General features: G+C 64.1%; 19 protein-coding genes. 12 read left to right on the forward strand and 7 right to left on the reverse strand.

All coding sequences use genetic code 11. The annotated features are described in order from the left end of the window. Positions 1-18: 18 nt before the first annotated feature. A complete protein-coding gene (locus tag JQ632_RS00725; RefSeq protein ID WP_212400304.1) occupies positions 19-891 on the reverse strand; it encodes an NAD(P)-dependent oxidoreductase in 873 nt (290 codons plus the stop codon). Positions 892-1,105: 214 nt separating this feature from the next. Between JQ632_RS00725 and JQ632_RS00730 the strand changes: the two genes are divergently transcribed. From JQ632_RS00730 to JQ632_RS00755, 6 genes are all read left to right on the forward strand, one after another. Then, complete coding sequence (locus JQ632_RS00730; protein ID WP_212400305.1) at positions 1,106-1,540, forward strand: VOC family protein; 435 nt, start codon at positions 1,106-1,108, stop codon at positions 1,538-1,540. 55 nt (positions 1,541-1,595) lie between these two features. Beyond that, entirely contained in the window at positions 1,596-2,717 is a 1,122-nt protein-coding gene (locus JQ632_RS00735; RefSeq protein WP_212400306.1) for an Mrp/NBP35 family ATP-binding protein, read from the forward strand. Positions 2,718-2,907: 190 nt separating this feature from the next. Continuing rightward, the gene (locus JQ632_RS00740) at positions 2,908-3,999 is read left to right on the forward strand and encodes a TRAP transporter substrate-binding protein (protein ID WP_212400307.1); all 1,092 of its coding nucleotides are present in this window, start codon (positions 2,908-2,910) and stop codon (positions 3,997-3,999) included. A gap of 164 nt (positions 4,000-4,163) precedes the next feature. Further along, positions 4,164-5,252: a TRAP transporter substrate-binding protein gene (locus JQ632_RS00745; protein ID WP_212400308.1), complete on the forward strand. Its 1,089-nt coding sequence runs from the start codon at positions 4,164-4,166 to the stop codon at positions 5,250-5,252. Positions 5,253-5,374: 122 nt separating this feature from the next. Then, a complete protein-coding gene (locus JQ632_RS00750; RefSeq protein WP_212400309.1) occupies positions 5,375-6,049 on the forward strand; it encodes a response regulator transcription factor in 675 nt (224 codons plus the stop codon). Between the two features lies 1 nt (position 6,050). Further along, positions 6,051-7,385: an ATP-binding protein gene (locus JQ632_RS00755; protein WP_212400310.1), complete on the forward strand. Its 1,335-nt coding sequence runs from the start codon at positions 6,051-6,053 to the stop codon at positions 7,383-7,385. A 114-nt stretch (positions 7,386-7,499) separates the two neighbouring features. Here JQ632_RS00755 and JQ632_RS00760 read toward each other — a convergent pair whose 3' ends face one another. The 6 genes from JQ632_RS00760 to JQ632_RS00785 form a co-directional block, all read right to left on the reverse strand. Then, complete coding sequence (locus JQ632_RS00760) at positions 7,500-8,789, reverse strand: M20/M25/M40 family metallo-hydrolase (RefSeq protein WP_212400311.1); 1,290 nt, start codon at positions 8,787-8,789, stop codon at positions 7,500-7,502. A 121-nt stretch (positions 8,790-8,910) separates the two neighbouring features. After that, positions 8,911-10,512, reverse strand: a complete 1,602-nt coding sequence (locus JQ632_RS00765) for a TRAP transporter large permease subunit (protein ID WP_212400312.1) — start codon at positions 10,510-10,512, stop codon at positions 8,911-8,913. Then, complete coding sequence (locus JQ632_RS00770; protein ID WP_212400313.1) at positions 10,509-11,048, reverse strand: TRAP transporter small permease subunit; 540 nt, start codon at positions 11,046-11,048, stop codon at positions 10,509-10,511. The genes JQ632_RS00765 and JQ632_RS00770 overlap by 4 nt, the downstream gene beginning before the upstream one ends. 395 nt (positions 11,049-11,443) lie before the next feature. Next, positions 11,444-12,478: a GTP 3',8-cyclase MoaA gene (gene moaA / locus JQ632_RS00775; RefSeq protein WP_212400314.1), complete on the reverse strand. Its 1,035-nt coding sequence runs from the start codon at positions 12,476-12,478 to the stop codon at positions 11,444-11,446. Positions 12,479-12,575: 97 nt separating this feature from the next. Next, a complete protein-coding gene (locus JQ632_RS00780; RefSeq protein ID WP_212400513.1) occupies positions 12,576-13,049 on the reverse strand; it encodes a hypothetical protein in 474 nt (157 codons plus the stop codon). A 145-nt stretch (positions 13,050-13,194) separates the two neighbouring features. Further along, positions 13,195-13,881, reverse strand: coding sequence for an HAD family hydrolase (locus JQ632_RS00785; RefSeq protein ID WP_212400514.1), 687 nt, complete (start codon positions 13,879-13,881; stop codon positions 13,195-13,197). A 146-nt stretch (positions 13,882-14,027) separates the two neighbouring features. Here JQ632_RS00785 and rpiA point away from each other — a divergent pair, with 146 nt between their 5' ends. The 6 genes from rpiA to JQ632_RS00815 all read left to right on the forward strand — a co-directional run bounded on the left by rpiA (position 14,028) and on the right by JQ632_RS00815 (position 18,457). Continuing rightward, complete coding sequence (gene rpiA, locus JQ632_RS00790; protein ID WP_212400315.1) at positions 14,028-14,741, forward strand: ribose-5-phosphate isomerase RpiA; 714 nt, start codon at positions 14,028-14,030, stop codon at positions 14,739-14,741. Between the two features lie 2 nt (positions 14,742-14,743). After that, on the forward strand, positions 14,744-15,262 hold the full coding sequence (locus JQ632_RS00795; protein WP_212400316.1) for a DUF2059 domain-containing protein: 519 nt from the start codon (positions 14,744-14,746) through the stop codon (positions 15,260-15,262). A 60-nt stretch (positions 15,263-15,322) separates the two neighbouring features. After that, positions 15,323-16,711 carry a glutathione-disulfide reductase gene (gor, locus tag JQ632_RS00800; RefSeq protein ID WP_212400317.1) on the forward strand — a complete coding sequence of 463 codons (1,389 nt, stop codon included), beginning with the start codon at positions 15,323-15,325 and terminating at the stop codon, positions 16,709-16,711. Between the two features lie 272 nt (positions 16,712-16,983). After that, a complete protein-coding gene (locus JQ632_RS00805) occupies positions 16,984-17,457 on the forward strand; it encodes a TerB family tellurite resistance protein (protein ID WP_212400318.1) in 474 nt (157 codons plus the stop codon). Then, entirely contained in the window at positions 17,454-17,816 is a 363-nt protein-coding gene (locus tag JQ632_RS00810) for a hypothetical protein (protein ID WP_212400319.1), read from the forward strand. The genes JQ632_RS00805 and JQ632_RS00810 overlap by 4 nt, the downstream gene beginning before the upstream one ends. Beyond that, positions 17,813-18,457, forward strand: a complete 645-nt coding sequence (locus JQ632_RS00815; RefSeq protein WP_212400320.1) for a YjbE family putative metal transport protein — start codon at positions 17,813-17,815, stop codon at positions 18,455-18,457. The genes JQ632_RS00810 and JQ632_RS00815 overlap by 4 nt, the downstream gene beginning before the upstream one ends. Positions 18,458-18,459 lie beyond the last annotated feature (2 nt).

Raw genomic sequence — 18,459 nt, forward strand, 5'->3', positions numbered from 1 at the left:
CGGCCGGAGCTTCCGGGGTCAGCGCGACAGGCGCGCGAGCAGGCTCGACGTATCCCAACGCTTGCCGCCCATCTTCTCGACCTCCGAATAGAACTGGTCGACCAGCGCGGTCACCGGCAGGTTGGCGCCGTTGCGGCGGGCTTCGGCTAGCGAGATCGAGAGATCCTTGCGCATCCATTCGACGGCGAAGCCGAAATCGTACTTGCCCTCGTTCATGGTCTTGTAGCGATTCTCCATCTGCCAGGACTGCGCGGCCCCTTTTGAGATGGTCTCGATCACGGCGGCGACGTCGAGACCACTCTTTTTGGCGAAATGGATGCCCTCAGAGAGCCCCTGAACGAGTCCGGCGATGCAGATCTGGTTGACCATTTTTGTCAGCTGGCCGGAGCCGGCGGGCCCGAGCAGTTTGCACATCCGCGCATATGAACCTGTGATGATCGGCTCAGCACCGGCGTACGCATCCGCGGCACCGCCGCACATCACCGTGAGCACGCCGTTCTCCGCTCCGGCCTGGCCGCCGGAGACGGGCGCGTCGACGAATTTGAAGCCGGCCTTGGTGGCGGCGGCGTCGAGTTCGCGCGCGACCTCAGCCGAAGCAGTGGTGTGGTCGACGAAGGTCGCGCCCTTCTTCATGCCGGCAAAGGCGCCGTCCGCGCCGATCGTCACCGCGCGGAGATCGTTGTCGTTGCCAACGCAGCACATCACAAAATCCTGGCCTTCGGCGGCGGCCTTCGGCGTCGCCGCGGTCTTGCCGCCGAACTTGTCGGCCCATTCCTTCGCCTTGGCCGCGGTGCGGTTGTAGACGGTGACCTCATGGCCGCCCTTTTTCACGAGGTGACCCGCCATCGGGAAGCCCATCACGCCGAGACCGAGGAAAGCGACTTTAGCCATGTGTGTAACCTTGTTTTGACCCTGGGATTTTGCGGTTTTGCCGGGCCTGGAGCCGGCCGGGCCGTGTTCTGAAGAGGGGTTCCGCCGCGCGGGGGCGGAACGGGCGCACCATAAACCCTAGAGCGAGGAGGGCAACGGCTTCGTTTGGTGACCTCCTGTGCTAGGATGCAAGGACAAGGACAAATAAGGACTTCAAGAAAAGGGAGTGAGCGACATGGGTGTGAGCGTGGGTGTCCTCGATCATTTCAACATCAGGACCCGGAAACTCGCCGATACGGTCCGCTTCTATGAGGACGTGCTGGGCCTCGAGAAGGGCGCGCGGCCGAATTTCGCCTTTCCAGGCGCCTGGATGTACAGCGAGGGCAAGCCGGTGGTGCACCTCGTCGATATTTCCGCGACCTCCGAACCACAAAAGCCCGATTCCGGCGTTGTCCACCATGTCGCCTTCGTCAGCAGCGGCTTCGACGGCATGAAGCAGCGGCTGGCCTCCAAGGGCATGGCGTTCGAGGCCCGGCAGGTGCCTGGCGGCGATCTCTGGCAGATCTTCGTCAACGACCCGAACGGGGTCATGATCGAGCTGAATTACGAGGCGGCCAGGGAGCAGGGAGCTGCGCCTATCGAGGCTGTTGGCGATATGTTCAGGCAGTAGCCTTTTGGGCATTTCCGCTCTAATGGGTCGCATCAAGAATTTTAGGAGATGCGCCTTGAGCGTGACGCAGCAGCAGGTTCTCGAGGTCCTCGGCCGGATCAAATCGCCGCGCGGGGTCGCGCTCACCAATGCCAATGTGCTGAGCGCGATCAGCGCCTCCGACGGCAAGGTCTTCTTCTCGATCAATGTCGATGCCGCGGAAGCTCGGGCCTGGGAAGCCGTCCGCGCCGAGGCCGAAGCCGCCGTCCGCGCCATTCCCGGGGTAACCACGGCCATGGTGGCGCTCACCGCCGAGCGCAAGCCGGGCGCTGCACCGGCGGGCCGCGGCGCGCCTGGCGTCCAGCCCGTGCATGCCCACAAGCCTCCGCAGGGTGGGACGTCGCCGATGTCGCGCCAGGCCGAGATTCCGGGCGTTGCCGCCGTCATCGCGGTCGCCTCCGGCAAGGGCGGGGTCGGCAAGTCCACGACCGCTCTCAACCTGGCGCTGGGCCTGCGCGACCTCGGCCTGAAGGTCGGGCTGCTCGACGCCGACATCTACGGCCCCTCGGTCCCGCGCCTGACGGGCCTGCGCGACAAGCCGGAACTGAACGCCGAGCGCAAGATGATTCCGCTTCGGCGTTTCGGCCTCGCCATCATGTCGATCGGCTTCCTCGTCGAGGAGGAGACGGCGATGATCTGGCGCGGCCCCATGGTGATGTCGGCGGTGACGCAGATGCTGCGCGACGTCGACTGGGGCAGGCTCGACGTGCTCGTCGTCGACATGCCGCCCGGCACGGGCGATGCCCAGCTCACGCTCGCCCAGAACGTTCCCCTCAAAGGCGCGGTGATCGTCTCTACTCCGCAGGACCTGTCCCTGATTGACGCGCGGCGGGGCCTTGCCATGTTCAAGAAAGTCAACGTGCCCGTGCTCGGCATCGTCGAGAACATGAGCTACTTCCAGTGCCCCCATTGCGGAACCAAGTCGGACATTTTCGGCCATGGCGGAGCGCGACACGAGGCCGACAAGCTCGGGGTGCCCTTCCTGGGCGAAATTCCACTGCACATGGCGATTCGCTCGACCTCGGACGCCGGAAATCCGGTGGTCGACAGCGAGCCGGACGGCCCCCACGCAGCGATCTACCGCGCGATCGCCGGGGGGGTCCGCGACCAGCTCAAGGGCGCGATTTCCGCAGGCTAGGCCGGCCCGTCCGGCATGCGACTTTCGTACAGTCCAGTCATGCCATTGTCGCGTTTCGTAACCGGGGCATCCATGTTAAACGCCCCCGGCAGTCAAGCACCTTCGGTTCGATGCGGCTTTCGCAGCGCATCGCCGGAGCGGCAGCAAAAAGAGAAGTCGGGGGAGCGCCCCAGCAAGGAGAGACCTGAAGATGAAGCGTCGTGATTTTCTGAAAGTGTCGGCAGCAGGCGCGGCCGCGACCGCCGCGGTAGCCTCGCCGGCGATTGCGCAATCGATGCCCGAGGTGAAGTGGCGTCTGACTTCGAGCTTCCCGAAATCGCTCGACACCATCTATGGCGGCGCCGAGCAGGTGGCCAAGTACGTCTCCGAAATGACCGATGGCAAATTCCAGATCCAGGTCTTCGCCGCCGGCGAAGTCGCCCCGGGCCTGCAGGCGCTCGACGCGACCTCGAACGGCACGGTCGAGATGTGCCACACCGTCGCGTACTACTATGTCGGCAAGGACCCGACCTTCGCGATCTACTCCGCGGTGCCGTTCGGCCTCAACGCGCGCCAGCAGAACTCCTGGCTCTTCCAGGGTGGCGGCAACGAACTCGCCAACGAGTTCTTCAAGAAGTCGAACGTGATCGGCTTCCCCTGCGGCAACACCGGCACCCAGATGGGCGGCTGGTTCCGCAAGGAGATCAAGACCGTTGCCGACCTCTCCGGCCTGAAATTCCGCATCGGCGGTATCGCCGGCCAGGTTCTCCAGAAGGTCGGTGTCGTGCCGCAGCAGCTCGCCGGCGGTGACATCTATCCGGCGCTGGAGAAGGGCACTATCGACGCCGCCGAGTGGGTCGGTCCGTATGACGACGAGAAGCTCGGCTTCGCCAAGGTCGCCAAGTACTACTACTATCCGGGCTTCTGGGAAGGTGGTCCGACCGTGCACGCCATGGTCAATCTGGACAAGTGGAACGCGCTGCCCAAGAACTACCAGGCGATCCTCACCAACGCGACCGTCAACGCCAATACCTGGATGGCGGCGCGCTACGACATGGTCAACCCGACCGCGCTGAAGCGCCTGGTTGCCGGCGGCACCCAGCTTCGTCCCTTCACCAACGAGGTGCTCGAAGCCTGCCTCAAGGCGACTAACGAGCTGTGGGCGGAGCTCTCGGCCAAGAACGCCGACTTCAAGAAGTCGATCGACGCCATGCAGGCCTACCGCTCCGACGAATATCTGTGGTGGCAGGTCGCCGAATATACCTATGACAGCTTCATGATTCGCTCGCGGACCCGCGGTTGATCAAAGCTTAGGCGTTTACGCCTTAAGTCGTAAGACCGGAAAGCCCGGCCTCGCCAGCGAGGCCGGGCTTTTTGCGTCTGGCAATCGGGAACCGGATGTTCCATTCTCCGGTCGAAGCCTCACCAAGAAGGCGCCTGACACAATCACCAGAGGGAAGGATTCCAATGAAGCGACGAGACTTTATCAAGGTAACCGGCATCAGCGCCGTCGGCGCGGCGACGCTGGCTACGCCGGCCATCGCGCAGTCGATGCCGGAGATCAAGTGGCGGTTGACGGCGAGCTGGCCGAAATCACTCGACACGCTCTGGGGCGGCGTCGAGTTGTTTGCCAAACTCGTTGGCGAAGCCACCGACAACAAGTTCCAGATTCAGACCTTTGCCGGCGGCGAGATCGTACCGGGCTTGCAGGTACTCGATGCGGTGCAAAATGGCACGGTCGAGATGGGGCATACGGCCTCCTATTACTACTTCGGCAAGGATCCGACCTTTGCCTTCGCGACGGCGGTGCCATTCGGCCCCAACCAGCGTCTCAACCAGGCTTGGTACATGCTGGGCGGTGGCAGGGAGCTGATGAACGAGTTCTACAAGGGCTACAACGTCACCTCGTTCCTCGCCGGCAATACCGGTTGTCAGATGGGCGGCTGGTTCCGGAAGGAGATCAACAGCGTAGACGATCTGAAGGGATTGAAGATGCGCATCGGCGGCTTCGCCGGGAAAGTCCTGCAAAAGCTCGGCGTCGTGCCGCAGCAGCTTGCGGGCGGCGACATCTATCCAGCGCTGGAAAAGGGCACGATCGACGCTGCCGAATGGGTCGGGCCGTATGACGACGAGAAGCTCGGCTTCAACAAGGTCGCGCCGCACTATTACTATCCCGGATGGTGGGAGGGCGGCCCGATGTTGATGGGGCTCGTCAACCTGGACAAGTGGAATACGCTGCCGAAATCCTATCAAGGCGTCATCGAGCAGGCCGGCCAGGCGGCCAATAATTGGATGATGGCGAGATACGATCAGGCCAATCCCACGGCGCTGAAGAAATTGCTCGCCGGTGGCACAAAGCTGCACGCGTTTTCGCCGCCGATCATGCAGGCCTGCCTGAAGGCGACCAAGGAGCTGTACGCCGAAACCGCTGCCACCAATCCGAACTTCAAGAAGGTACTGGATTCCATGAACAGCTTCACCGGCAACGGATATCAGTGGTTCCAGGTCGCCGAGCTCGGCTACGACAGCTTCATGGCGCGCAATCCGCAGATCTGATCGTGGCAAGCCACGAGACGGAAAGCCCCGGAGCGAAAAACTCCGGGGCTTTTGCCTTGAACCCGTCCGACCCGTGGGTCAGGATTTCCCGCTCTATCGGAAGCAGCCGGACCTGACGTGACATGCGCCTTCTAATCGTCGAGGACAATTTCGAGCTGTCGCAGCTCGTCGCAAATGGACTGATGGCGGCGGGTTACGAGAGCGACATCGTGAACAGTGCTGCGGAGGCACGCGACGCCGCGCGCAATGTCAGCTATGCCGCCATGGTCCTCGATCTCGGCCTGCCGGACGGCGACGGACTGTCGGTGCTACGCGAGCTGCGCCGGCACGCTGATCCGCTGCCGGTGCTGGTGCTGACAGCACGTGGGGGCCTCCAGGACCGCCTCACAGGCCTGCGCAGCGGTGCCGACGACTATCTGGTGAAACCGTTCGCGCTCGAGGAATTGGTGGCGCGGCTGGAGGCCATCCTGCGCCGTCCCGGCCAGTTGCTCGGCCGCTCGCTGCGGCTGGCCAACCTCATCTACGATACGGAAAGCCGGCAGATCTTCGTCGACGATGCGCCGCGCATCATCTCGTCGCGCGAGACATCCGTGCTGGAGATCTTGCTGCGCCGGCAGGGCAGGGTGGTGCCGAAGAAGAACGTCGAGGATCATATCTTCGGGCTGGAAGGCGAGGTCGCCTCCAACGCCGTCGAGGTCTACATCTCGCGCCTGCGCAAGCAGCTTGCGGAGTGCGGCGCGAGGGTTGTGATCCACACCATTCGCGGCGTCGGCTATCTGATGGCCGAGGAGAAATAGCGTGTCCAATCCGCGGTCGCCGACCTTCAAATCGCTGATCTCGCGGATCGTGTTCCTGCACATCGTCGCGGTGGCGGTCGCCGCGATCTTCCTGCCGCTCGTGCTGTTCTGGCTGCTCAACTCCGAGATCGCGCAGCTGCACCGCGACGCCATGGGCGCGCAGGCCGAAGCGCTGGCCGAGCGGATCGCGGTTCAGGCCGACGGCACAATGACGCTGAACCTGCCGGAGAGCCTCAAGGACCTCTATTCGGAAGCCTATGGCCGCTATCAATACGATATTCGCGATGCCGACGGCCGCGTGCTGTTCTCCTCGCATCGCAAGTCCGGCGCGCCGGTCACGCGGTCGGAAGCGATCTCCGGCGCCAGCGTCAGCCGCACGATCGACGGGAAGGCGGTGCGGATCCGCGTCGCCGAGGACCTCTCGCACCGCGACGTCATCATCGACGACATCGTCGCCAACTTCTTCCGCCGCGTCGGCTGGATCACGATCCCGATCCTGCTCGTCCTGCTCGCAACCGACATCATCATCTTCCGCCGCGCGATCGCGCCGCTCGTGAAGGCGTCGGAGAAGGCGAGCAATATCGGCCCGGCGCGCACCGACATCCGCCTGCCGACCGAGCAAATTCCGCGCGAGATCATGCCGCTGGTGACGGCTGTGAACCAGGCCCTCGATCGGCTCGAGGATGGTTTTCGCGTGCAGCGCCAGTTCACGGCCGATGCCGCGCATCAGCTGCGCACGCCGCTGGCGATCCTGCGCACGCGGGTTGAAACGCTCGGCGACGGCGCGGCAAAAACGGCGCTGCTCACCGACATCGAGGGCATGAGCCGGATCGTTGCCCAGCTCCTGGAGATCGCCGAGCTCGACATGCTGGTGCTCGATCCCGGCGAGACTGCCGATTTGCGCGCGGTCTGCGCCGAGGTGATCGGATCGATCGCGCCGCTTGCACTTGCCCAGCACAAGGACATCGCGCTCAGGGGCACGGATGCTGCCGTCAATATCCGTGGCAATTCCGAGATGCTGCAGCGGGCGATCTTCAATCTCGCGGAAAACGCCATCAAGTTCACGGCGCGCGGCACCGCCGTCGATGTCGAGGTGCGCGACGATGGCTCGGTGCGGGTGCGCGACTGCGGTCCCGGCATTGCGGAAGCCGAGCGCGAATTGATCTTTCAGCGCTTCTGGCGCGCCGACCGTCAACGCTCGGACGGTGCGGGCCTCGGGCTCTCGATCGTGCGCGGCGTCGCCGATGATCACGCCGCGACGGTCGCCGTGGAAAACCTGCCCGGGGGCGGCGCCGAGTTCACGCTGCGGTTCAGATTGGCAGAGGCAGCCGCTTGATGGCCCTTCTGCTGGTCAAAGCCGACCGCCGAGCAAAGCAACGGCAAGAAAAACCCCGGTTCGCAAGCTCCGGGGTATTTCGCTTGTGAATCGGGAAGACGCGGCGAGCGGCGACTATTTCAGCTTCCCGGTCGACAGGTCCATGATCATGCGCGTCGCCAGATACAGGCGCGGCACGATGCTGTTGAGCTGCACATATTCGGCATCGTTGGAGTGCGCGCCGAAGCCCGACAGTCCCATGCCTTCCACCACGGCTCCCTTCGTCTTGAGTGCGGCAAACGCAGCGTCGGTGCCGCCGCCGGTCGCCTTCTCGTCGACCTTGAGGGACATTCCGAGCTCCTGATAGATCGTCCTGCCGTGGGCCGCCACGCGGCGCGAGGCGTCGTTGGCTTCGAGCGGCGGGCGACGCACCTCGAATTTCAGGTCGACCTTGGAGACGGGCAGCAGGCGATTGCTGATCTTGTCCCGTAGCGCCTTCTCCAGCTCGTCGAAATCCGCAACCTTGAGCGCACGCGCATCGGCCTGGGCGGTGGCCTCGGCAGGGATCACGTTGCGGTTGGTGCCGGACTTGGAGACCGTCCAGTTTAGCTTCAGGCCCTGCTCGGGTTTGGACAGGTCCTTCATCTGCAGCACCTGGTGCGAAAGCTCATACAGCGCATTGACGCCGCCCTCGGGCCTTGCGCCTGCATGTGACGACTTGCCCTGCACCGTGAGATAGGCCGAGCCGATGCCGCTGGTGGCAAGGCGCAAGGTGCCGTCGGTGCCGCCGCCTTCAAATGAGAACACTACGTCCTGATCCGAGGCGAGCTTGGTGATGGCGCTGCGCCATCCGGGCGAACTGATCTCCTCGTCGCCGTTGGTGAGCACCGTGAGCGTGCCGTAATCCCTGAAATTCAGCTTCTGTAGCAGCGCCACGGTGTGGAGGATCAGGGCGACGCCCTGCTTGTCGTCGGAAATGCCGAGGCCGTAGGCCTTGTCGCCGTCGATGCGGAAGGGTTGGTCCTTCAACATGCCCTTCAGGTACACCGTGTCCATGTGGGCGATCAGCATGATCTTCTTGCTGCCGGTACCCTTGAAGACGGCGTGCACGGCCGGGCCGATCTTCTCGGGCGTGTCGTCGAGGCGATAGATGTCGGTGGGCTGCAGGATCTCGACGGTGCCGCCGAGTTGCTTGAGCTGGCCGGCGACGCGCTCGGCAATCTGGTTCAGGCCTTCGATGTCCCGGCTGCCGGATTCGATGCTGACGAGATCGCGTAGCGTGTCGAGCAGCGGCTGCTGCTCCTTTTGCGCCAGTGCATGGACATCGGCTAGCGGCTCGGCATGCGCCACGGTTGCGGCACATGCCAGCCAGAGCGACGCGATCAACGGACGAATGAGCGATGGAGCGGGGTACGATCGGGGCATGCGCGGCGGTCCATGGGTTGGAGGATGGTCCGGTATGCCTGTGTTTCCGGCGCCTGTCACCCGCGTCGGCGCGCCCGTCATGCACCGCTTGGGCGGAACATGACGGGGCGGGCCATGGCCGCTACTTCTGCGGCGGTCCCAGATCCAGCGGCGGCAGCTCGATCTGCGGCACCTCGATCTTGACCTTGCTGAGGTCGACATCGACCGGCTTGTCGAGCAGGGCAGTTACGACGATCGGGAAGGCGATCACGATCGCTACCATGATCGCTTGCAGACCGATCCAGGGCAGGGCACCCCAATAGATGTCGGAGCTCTTGACCTCCTTCGGCGCAACGCCGCGCAAATAGAACAGCGCAAAGCCGAATGGTGGATGCAGGAACGACGTCTGCATGTTGACGCAGAGCATGACGCCGAACCAGATCAGCGCGGCATCCGGCCCCACGACCGGCCCCAGCACCTTCTGCGCGATCGGCGCGACCATCGGCAGGATGATGAAGGCGATCTCGAAGAAATCGAGGAAGAACGCCAGGAAGAAAATGAAGAGATTGATGAAGATCAGGAAGCCCCAGACGCCGCCGGGAAGCGAGGTCAGATGGTGCTCGAGCCAGACGCCGCCAGAGACGCCGAGGAACACCACCGAGAAGCAGGTCGATCCGATCAGGATGAAGACCACCATGGTGGAGAGGCGCATGGTCGATTGGTAGCCCTGCTTGATCAGGTCGCGCAGGTCGGGGATGCGGACGGCTTCGAGACATAGCCAGACGACGGCGAGATAGACCACCGCGAAGGTCAGCTTGAACAGTTTGCCATCGCCGAAGAGTGTGCCGATGATCGTGCCGATGCCGGTGGCGATGATGCCGACGATGAGCACCTTGTGCCCGTTGCTGCTCAGATCCTTGTGGTGGACGGCAGCGAGGACGATGGCACCGATGGCGCCCATCGCGCCGGCTTCGGTTGGCGTCGCCAGACCCAGCATCATGGTGCCCAACACCACGAAGATCAGCACGGCCGACGGAATGATACCCATCAGGCATTTGCGCCAGAGCGGCCAGCCTGTCAGCGTCCGCGCTTCCTTCGGAACCGCCGGGACGTGACTTGGCTTGAAGATGCCGAGGAGGAATGTGTAGCCGGCGAACAGCGCGATCTGGAGCACCGATGGCCCCCAGGCGCCGAGATACATGTCGCCGACCGACTTGCCGAGCTGGTCGGCCATCACGATCAGCACCAGCGAGGGCGGCACCAGCTGGGTGATGGTGCCGGATGCAGCGAGCACACCGGTGATGTAGCGCACGTTGTAGCCGTAGCGGAGCATCACCGGCATCGAGATCAACGCCATCGCGATGACTTGCGCCGCCACCGTGCCGGTGATCGCGCCGAGGATGAAGCCGACGATGATAACGGAATAGCCGAGGCCGCCGCGGATAGGCCCGAATAGCTGGCCCATGGAATCCAGCATGTCTTCGGCCAGGCCGCACCGCTCCAGCACCGATCCCATGAAGGTGAAGAAGGGGATCGCAAGCAGCAATTCGTTGGAAAGCACGCTGCCGAAGATGCGCCCGGGGATCGCCTGGAGGAAATTCATGTCGAAGAAGCCGAGATGAATCGCCAGGAAGCCGAACGACAGCCCGAGCGCGGCGAGCGTGAAGGCCACCGGGAAGCCGATCAGCATGGCCAGGATCAGACCGCCGAACATCAGCGGCGGCATCATCTCCAGCGTAATCATTGCAGCGGCCTCTCGTATTTCGCATCGATCATGACGTAGCCCTTCAATGCCGCCATGCGCTTGATCACCTCGGAGACGCCTTGCAAGGCCAGGAACACGAAGCCCACAGGAACGACGGCCTTGATCGGCCAGCGGATCAGGCCTCCGGCATTGCTGGAGATTTCACCGACGGAGTAGGCCTGCATGAAGAACGGCCACGACAGATAGGCCAGCAGCAGGCAGGACGGGATCAGGAAGAACAGCGTTCCGATGAGGTCGAGCCACAGTTGGCCGCGCTCGGACAGCAAGAGATAGAGAATTTCGACGCGAACGTGCTCGTTCTTCTTGAATGTATAGGAGGCGCCGAACATCACGAAGACGGCGAACATGTACCACTGCAATTCGAGCCAGCTGTTGGAACTGTAGCCGAACGCGTAGCGGATCATGGCGTTGGCGGCGCTCACGACGCAAGCCGCCAGAACGAGCCAATTGCAGATGCCGCCTAGTTTCTCATTGATAAAGTCGATGGCGTTACTCACCGCCAGCAATGGACGCATCTTACTTTTCTCCGCCGCGGCCTTGATTCATGGGGCGCATTTGCGCGCATCGCTCGGCCGGCGTGCACGAAGCACGCAGCCCTTACGGCTCGTCGTCCGGAGCGATTGCAGCGACAGTCCTCCCCTCGTGCCCTGCTGTCTTGTTCACGCCCGCAATCGGGCGCGCCGGCTTATTGCTGCCGGGCACGCAAAGGCGCCTGCACCATTTCAGCGGGTTGCGGCGCCGTCAATCGGAAAATGGACAAATTGACGCGCGGCCAGCGGCTTAGGTTAGCGTGGGCGACGTGTGCGATTCCCCCGAGCATGATCCGGAAAAGTCTGCAGCGGGCTTTCGAAAAGATCATGCTCAAACAAGGAGTAAAGTGCGGGATGATTTGAGCCGAATTGGCCGCGCGCTAGCCGCCGGTGACGCTCATATGCCGGCTGACGCTCGGGCGGTTGTGGCGGCGGTCGATGATGAAATCGTGGCCCTTGGGCTTGAGACCGATCGCGCGGTCGATCGCAGCCGAAAGTAGTGCATCCTCGCTCGATGCTCGCAGCGGTTTGCGCAAATCGGAAGCGTCCTCGTGGCCGAGGCAGGTGTGCAGCGTGCCGGTGCAGGTAATGCGCACCCGATTGCAGGACTCGCAGAAATTATGGGTCATCGGCGTGATGAAGCCGAGCTTGCCGCCGGTTTCGCTGACGCTGACGTAACGTGCCGGGCCGCCGGTGCTCTCCTCCAAGTCTGTCAGCGTGAACTGCTGAGCGAGGCGCGCGCGGACCAGCGACAGCGGCAGATACTGGTCGATACGGCCTGTGCCGATCTCGCCCATCGGCATCACCTCGATCAGCGTCAGGCCCATGCCCTTGCCGTGGGCCCATTGCATCAGCGCAGGGATCTCGTCCTCGTTCAGGTTCTTCAGCGCCACCGCGTTGATCTTGACGGCAAGACCGGCGGAACGGGCCGCCTCGATGCCCTCCAGCACCTTGTCGATCTCGCCCCAGCGGGTGATGGCCCGGAACTTCTGGGGATCGAGCGTGTCGAGCGAGACGTTGATGCGGCGGACGCCGCATTCGGCGAGCTCTTTGGCATGTTTGGCGAGCTGCGTGCCGTTGGTCGTCAGCGTCAGCTCGCGCAGTGCGCCGCTTTCGAGATGGCGCGACAGCGAGCGCACCAGCGACATCACGTTACGGCGAACCAGCGGCTCGCCGCCGGTCAGACGCAGCTTCTTCACGCCCTTGGCAATGAACGCGGAACAGAGGCGGTCGAGTTCCTCCAGCGTCAGCAGATCCGCCTTGGGCAGGAACGTCATGTCCTCGGACATGCAATAGAAGCAGCGCAGATCGCAGCGATCGGTGACGGACACCCGCAAATAGGTGATGGTCCGGCCGAACGGGTCGGTCATCGGTCCGGTCAGCGAGGAGAGGGGACTCACGGCTGGTCCGTTCATTCAACAAGGCCTTGTCACTGGCCGCTTGTGCAGCAGGAATACTTTAAAGGCAATCTAAGCATCGCCAATTGCAAGGACAATCTTGCGCTGCACGCGGTCAGAGTTTTGGTGCGGGAGCGGCCGGCGGGGGAGGCGCGGCGTTCGGATCGGGGAACGGCGAGGCGGCCGCGGGCGCGGCGGCGGCCGGCTTCTTCGGCTTCGGCCGGTGCGGTTTCCTGACCTGCTTCGGGATGGCGGGCGCCAGCTGTGCAAACACCGGGTTCGGATCGGTTGTAACGGTCGCGGGCGTCGAGAAGTCGCCGGGATTCTTGATGACGTTCACGGGCACGCTGGCCGGCTGGTGCTTGTTCAGGGCGTAGCTCACCGTGAAAGGGGCGTCCGGTGCCGGGATCGTCACCGAGCAGGGAGTCTTGCAGCCCGGTCCGAGCGAGGTGACGGCGTCGGCACCTGGCGGGCTCGATTCGAGCTGGACCTGGACGGTCGGGGGTGTCGACTTGAACATGTCCCACGAGACCGAGGAACAGCCGGCGAGGCTGACTGCTGCAATGGCGCTCGCGAGCACACGACGCATGACCATCCACTCACCTGCGGCGAACCGCCACAATCCCCGGGCCCGACCATAGGGGCCTGGGTTGGGCGGTGCAACGGGCCGGGTGGTTATAGTTAATCGATGGTTAACGGCGGGTGGATGATAATTTGTTTATATTATCAGTCGGTTACTGAGGCGGCCTCGGTGGCATCAGGCTGCTTGCGGCCTCCGGCAGGTCGCGCATGTGATGGATCAGGCGGTCCGGCTTGAGCTCCACGATGGGCACATCGGTGTAGCCGAAGCTCACGCCAATGACGGGAACCCCAGCTCGCCGGGCGACACCGACGTCGGTTCCGGCGTCCCCGACCATGATGCTGGCCGCGACTTGCCCGCCGGCCCGGGCCACGGTCTCGCGCAAAATGGTCGGGTCGGGCTTTTGCACCCCAAATGTGTCGGCGCCACAGATCGCGGCGAAACGTGGGGTGAGGCCGAGCTGGTCCAGAAGCCGCTTGGACAGCCATTCCAGCTTGTTGGTGCAGACCGCGAGGCGGTGGCCGCGCGCCGAGAGATCGTCGAGCGCCGCCTCCAGCCCCTCGAACGGGCGCGATTCCACCGCGATGTGGTCGGCGTAATAGGCGATGAAATCCGCCGTCATGCGGTCCATGTCCTCAAGGCTCACCATCCGGCCCTCGGCTTCGAGTCCGCGCTCGATCAGCTTGCGCGCACCGGCGCCAATCATGGTGCGGGCTGACTGCATCGGCACCGGCGGCAGACCTTCGCGGTCGAGCACGTGATTGAGCGCGGCGATCAGGTCGGGGGCCGTATCGACGAGCGTGCCGTCGAGATCGAAGACGATGGTGTGGGGAGAGGTCATATGCATGCGCTACCGGTCCGGCGGCGCCGGCGCAAGCGGAGCAGCCATAAGATCCCCTTATAGCCCTGTTCCCGGGCGCAAAACGAGGCTAGACAGGCCACCGAAAAGGACCTGTTTCGGCGGGGTCCAAAAAAGGCAGGCGTGACGTGAACATGGATCAATTGAAACGGCAGGCGGCGGCACGCGCCCTGGAAGAGGTGCGCGACGGCATGCAGCTCGGCCTCGGCACGGGTTCAACCGCAAAACATTTCGTCGAGCTGCTCGGCGAGCGCGTGCGCGCCGGCCTCAAGGTCATCGGCGTGCCGACGTCGGAAGTCACCCGCATGGATGCGGAACGCTGCGGCGTACCGCTGACCACGCTCGACGACATCGACCATCTCGACCTGACCATCGACGGCGCCGATGAGATCGACCCCGCGCTCAACCTGATCAAGGGCGGCGGTGGGGCGCTCCTGCGGGAGAAGATCGTGGCGGCGGCCTCGGATCGCATGATCGTGATCGCCGACGACACCAAATGGGTCCCAACGCTCGGCCGCTTTCCGCTGCCGGTGGAAGTGATCCCGTTCGGGCTGGGCGCGACGCGGCGGGCGATCGAGAAGGCATTTGCAGATTGCGGCGTTTCCGGGCAAATGGCGGTCCGCAATGCCAGGGACGGCCACGTTTTCGTCACCGATGGTGGCCACTGGATCGTCGACGCCCATCTCGGCCGGATCGAGGACCCCGCGCGGCTCGCCAAAGCATTGAGCGCGATCCCCGGCGTGGTCGAGCATGGACTGTTCATTGACCTGGCCAGCTCTGCCGTTCTGGCGGGCGGCGAGGGAATCCGCGTGATTGAACGGCGAAAGCCGAAAGGAGACTAGGAATGAAGAGCGTTTTGAAGATGCTGCCCGTGGCCGGAATCGCCTTGGGACTGGTTTTTGGCGGCGTCCCGGCGGCGGCACAGCAGGCGGCGGCGCCCAAGGCCTCGCCTGCGGCGATCGCGGCTGCCAAGGAAATCCTGACCATGAAGAGCGCCGACAAGATGTATGCGAACGCCGTTCCCGGCACGGTCGAGCAGGTCAAGGGCAGGCTGATCGCGCAGAACCTCAACTACCAGAAGGACCTCAACGAGCTGGCACCGGTGGTGGCGCAGCAACTCGCCGGCCGCGAGAAGGAGATCGGCGAAGGCATGGCGCAGGCCTATGCCGGCCAGTTCACCGAGCAGGAGCTCAAGGATCTTTTGGCGTTCTACAAGTCTCCGCTGGGGCAGAAGCTGATCGCCGCCGAGCCGCGCGCGATCGAACAGGGCATGGCCTTCACGAATTCATGGGCGCAGAATTTCTCCGAGATCGTCGCGAGCGCTTTCCGCGCCGAGATGAAGAAGCGCGGCAAGGACATCTAGCAAGAGTCTGACAGGACCGGCCAACGACGGCCGGTCGAGCGAGAGAGGTCGAGGAATAGAATGGCTGAATTCGACGTCGACCTCTTCGTCATCGGCGGTGGCTCGGGCGGCGTCCGCGCCGCGCGCATCGCCGCCGGCTATGGCGCCCGTGTCGTGGTCGCGGAAGAATATCGCATGGGCGGCACCTGCGTGATCCGCGGCTGCGTGCCGAAAAAGCTGTTCGTGATCGGCTCGCATGTCCGTCACGAGATGGAGGACGCCGCCGGTTTCGGCTGGACCATTCCGCCTGCAACCTTCGACTGGCCGACGCTGATCGCCAACAAGGACAAGGAGATCGCGCGGCTCGAAGCGGCCTACACCGCCAATGTCGAAAAGTCCGGCGCGCGCATCGTCAAGAGCCGGGCGGTGCTTGAAGACGCCCACACCGTGCGCCTTCTCGAGAACGACAAGAAGATCACGGCAAAATACATCCTGATCGCCACGGGTGGCGCACCGAACCACGGTGCCGCAATCCCGGGCATCGAGCACGTCATCTCCTCCAACGAAGCCTTTCATCTCAAGAAGCTGCCGAAGCACATCGTGATTCAGGGCGGCGGCTACATCGCGCTGGAGTTCGCCGGCATCTTCGCTGGCTACGGCTCCGACGTGACCGTGATCTATCGTGGCGACAACATTTTGCGCGGTTTCGACGACGACGTCCGCGCCCATGTCCGCGGCGAGATGGAGAAGAACGGCATCACCATCCTCACGGGCTGCACGGTGAGCCATGTCGAGAAGCACGGCGAGGACTTCACCACGCATCTTTCGAACGGATCGAGCATTGCCTCCGACCAGGTGATGTTCGCGATCGGCCGCCACCCGGCGGTGGCCAATCTCGGCCTGGAGAAGGCCGGCGTCGCCATCAACCCGAAGAACGGCGGCATCGCGGTCGACGGCTTCTCGAAGAGCTCGGCCGACAGCATCTATGCCATCGGCGACGTCACCCACCGTCACAATCTCACTCCGGTCGCGATCCGCGAGGGCCACGCCTTCGCCGATACCGTGTTCGGCAAGCGCGAGGTGAGGGTGGACCACGCCGACATCCCGACCGCCGTGTTCTCGCAGCCCGAAGTCGGCACCGTCGGCCTGACCGAGACCGAGGCGCGCGCCAAATTCGACCGGGTCGATATCTACAAGGCAACGTTCCGCCCCATCAAGGCGACGATGTCCGGTCGCGATACGCGCGTTCTGATGAAGCTCGTCGTGGACGGCTCATCCGACAGGGTGCTCGGCTGTCACATCGTTGGCGATGCCGCCGCCGAGATCGTCCAGGCGGTCGCGATCGCCGTGAAGATGAAGGCGACCAAGGCCGATTTCGACGCCACCATCGCGCTGCATCCGACCGCGGCCGAAGAGCTCGTCACAATGCGAACGCCGACTGCGCGCCACGTGCGGCAGGCGGCGGAGTAGGGCGTCGCGGTTCCCGCGGCGGCTGGTCGCAGCCCGGCTTGCTTGAATCCGGCCGCCAGAACTTTATCTGTCATAGCAACAGAATCCGGGCCCCTCTGGCGAGGACGTCGAACCTGTTCGGCCAACCTCGCGATGTCGGATGACCTGTTCCGCGCCAAGTTGCGTGGGATTGGCTGTCCGAAGGGCTCCTGCAACGTGTCTTTGCAATGCCGTCCGGTCGTCCATCCCAAGTCTCCCAAGCGCGGTAAGTCGCAAGTTTGAGGAGCAACACGATGTCCGACCGAGACCTCGGCCCGATGCAGGGCGAGATCACCGAACCTTCCAGCCTTCACGAACAAGCCGCTGCGGCGCTGGTGATTGCCGGCGCGCTGGTGGCCGTGGCCGACCGCCGCGTCGCATCCGTCGAGCGCGACGAAGTGATCCGCTTCATCAGGGATCGCGCGCTTGCGCCGCATCTCGACGAACAGCGCCTCGAGGCGATGTTCGACGAGCTCGCCGAGCGGCTCGACCGGCCGGATTTTGCCAATGTCGTGATCGACACGTTGCGTCCGGTCTCCGATCTCGCCATCGCCCCGCACCTGATCGATCTTTCGGAACGTGTCGCGGCCGCCGATGACGACGTGCATCCGCACGAGGTGCAGGCGATCAAGCTCCTGCGCCTGCTCACATTGGTGCTGCCGCGTGCGAAACCAGTGACGGCGCGCGGCGTTTTCGACAAGCAGCCCGTCTCCGGAGATACGACATGACCTCAGTTTCCGACGACCATACGCAATCGCGCGCGAGCGCCGCCAGCGAACCCGCCGGCGGCGATCAGCGCCTTGACGCGCTCGTCGGACGGCTGCCGCCGCGTGTCAGCGGCACCGTGAACTATCTGCTCAAGCCGTCCAACCGCTGGGTCAGGATTCCTTCGGGCGCGCTGCTGGTTGCCGGCGGCGTGCTGTCGTTCCTCCCCGTGCTCGGCGTCTGGATGCTTCCCCTTGGCCTCGCGCTGCTGGCCGAAGACGTGCCGGCGCTGCGCGCATCGCGCTCGAAGGCGCTCGACTGGATCGAGCGTCGCAAGCCGGAATGGCTCGCGCCTTCGTCGCCTCCCAATGACAAGTCATGATCGAATTCCTCACCGCCGATGCGCTGACCGCGCTGCTTCAGGTCATTCTGATCGATCTCGTGCTCGCCGGCGATAATGCCGTCGTCATCGGCCTTGCCGCCGCGGGCCTTCCGGCCGACCAGCGCCGCCGTGCCATCATCGTCGGCATCGCGGCCGCGACGGTGCTGCGCATCGTCTTTGCGGGTGTCGCAACCCAGCTGCTCCAGGTGCTCGGCCTGCTGCTCGCCGGCGGCGTGCTGCTGCTCTGGGTGTGCTGGAAGATGTGGCGCGAGCTGCGCGAGCAGGCGGCTTCCGGCGGTGGGCTGGCTCTCGGCCATGCCGGTGGCGGTTCGTCGTCCTCGGTGGCAGCGCAGCGCAAGACATTCCGCCAGGCTGCGATACAGATCGTCGCCGCCGATGTCTCGATGTCGCTCGACAACGTGCTCGCGGTTGCGGGGGCTGCGCGCGAGCATCCCTTCATCTTGGCGTTCGGCCTGTTGCTGTCGGTCGCGCTGATGGGCGTCGCCGCCGATTTCCTCGGTCGTCTGCTGCAGAAGCAGCGATGGATCGCCTATGTCGGCCTCGCCATCATCCTCTATGTCGCCTGTGACATGATCTATCGCGGTTCGCTCGAGCTCGCACCGGTCATCGCGAGCCTGTAATC

The organism is Bradyrhizobium liaoningense, assembly GCF_018130955.1.
GTDB lineage: Bacteria > Pseudomonadota > Alphaproteobacteria > Rhizobiales > Xanthobacteraceae > Bradyrhizobium > Bradyrhizobium liaoningense_C.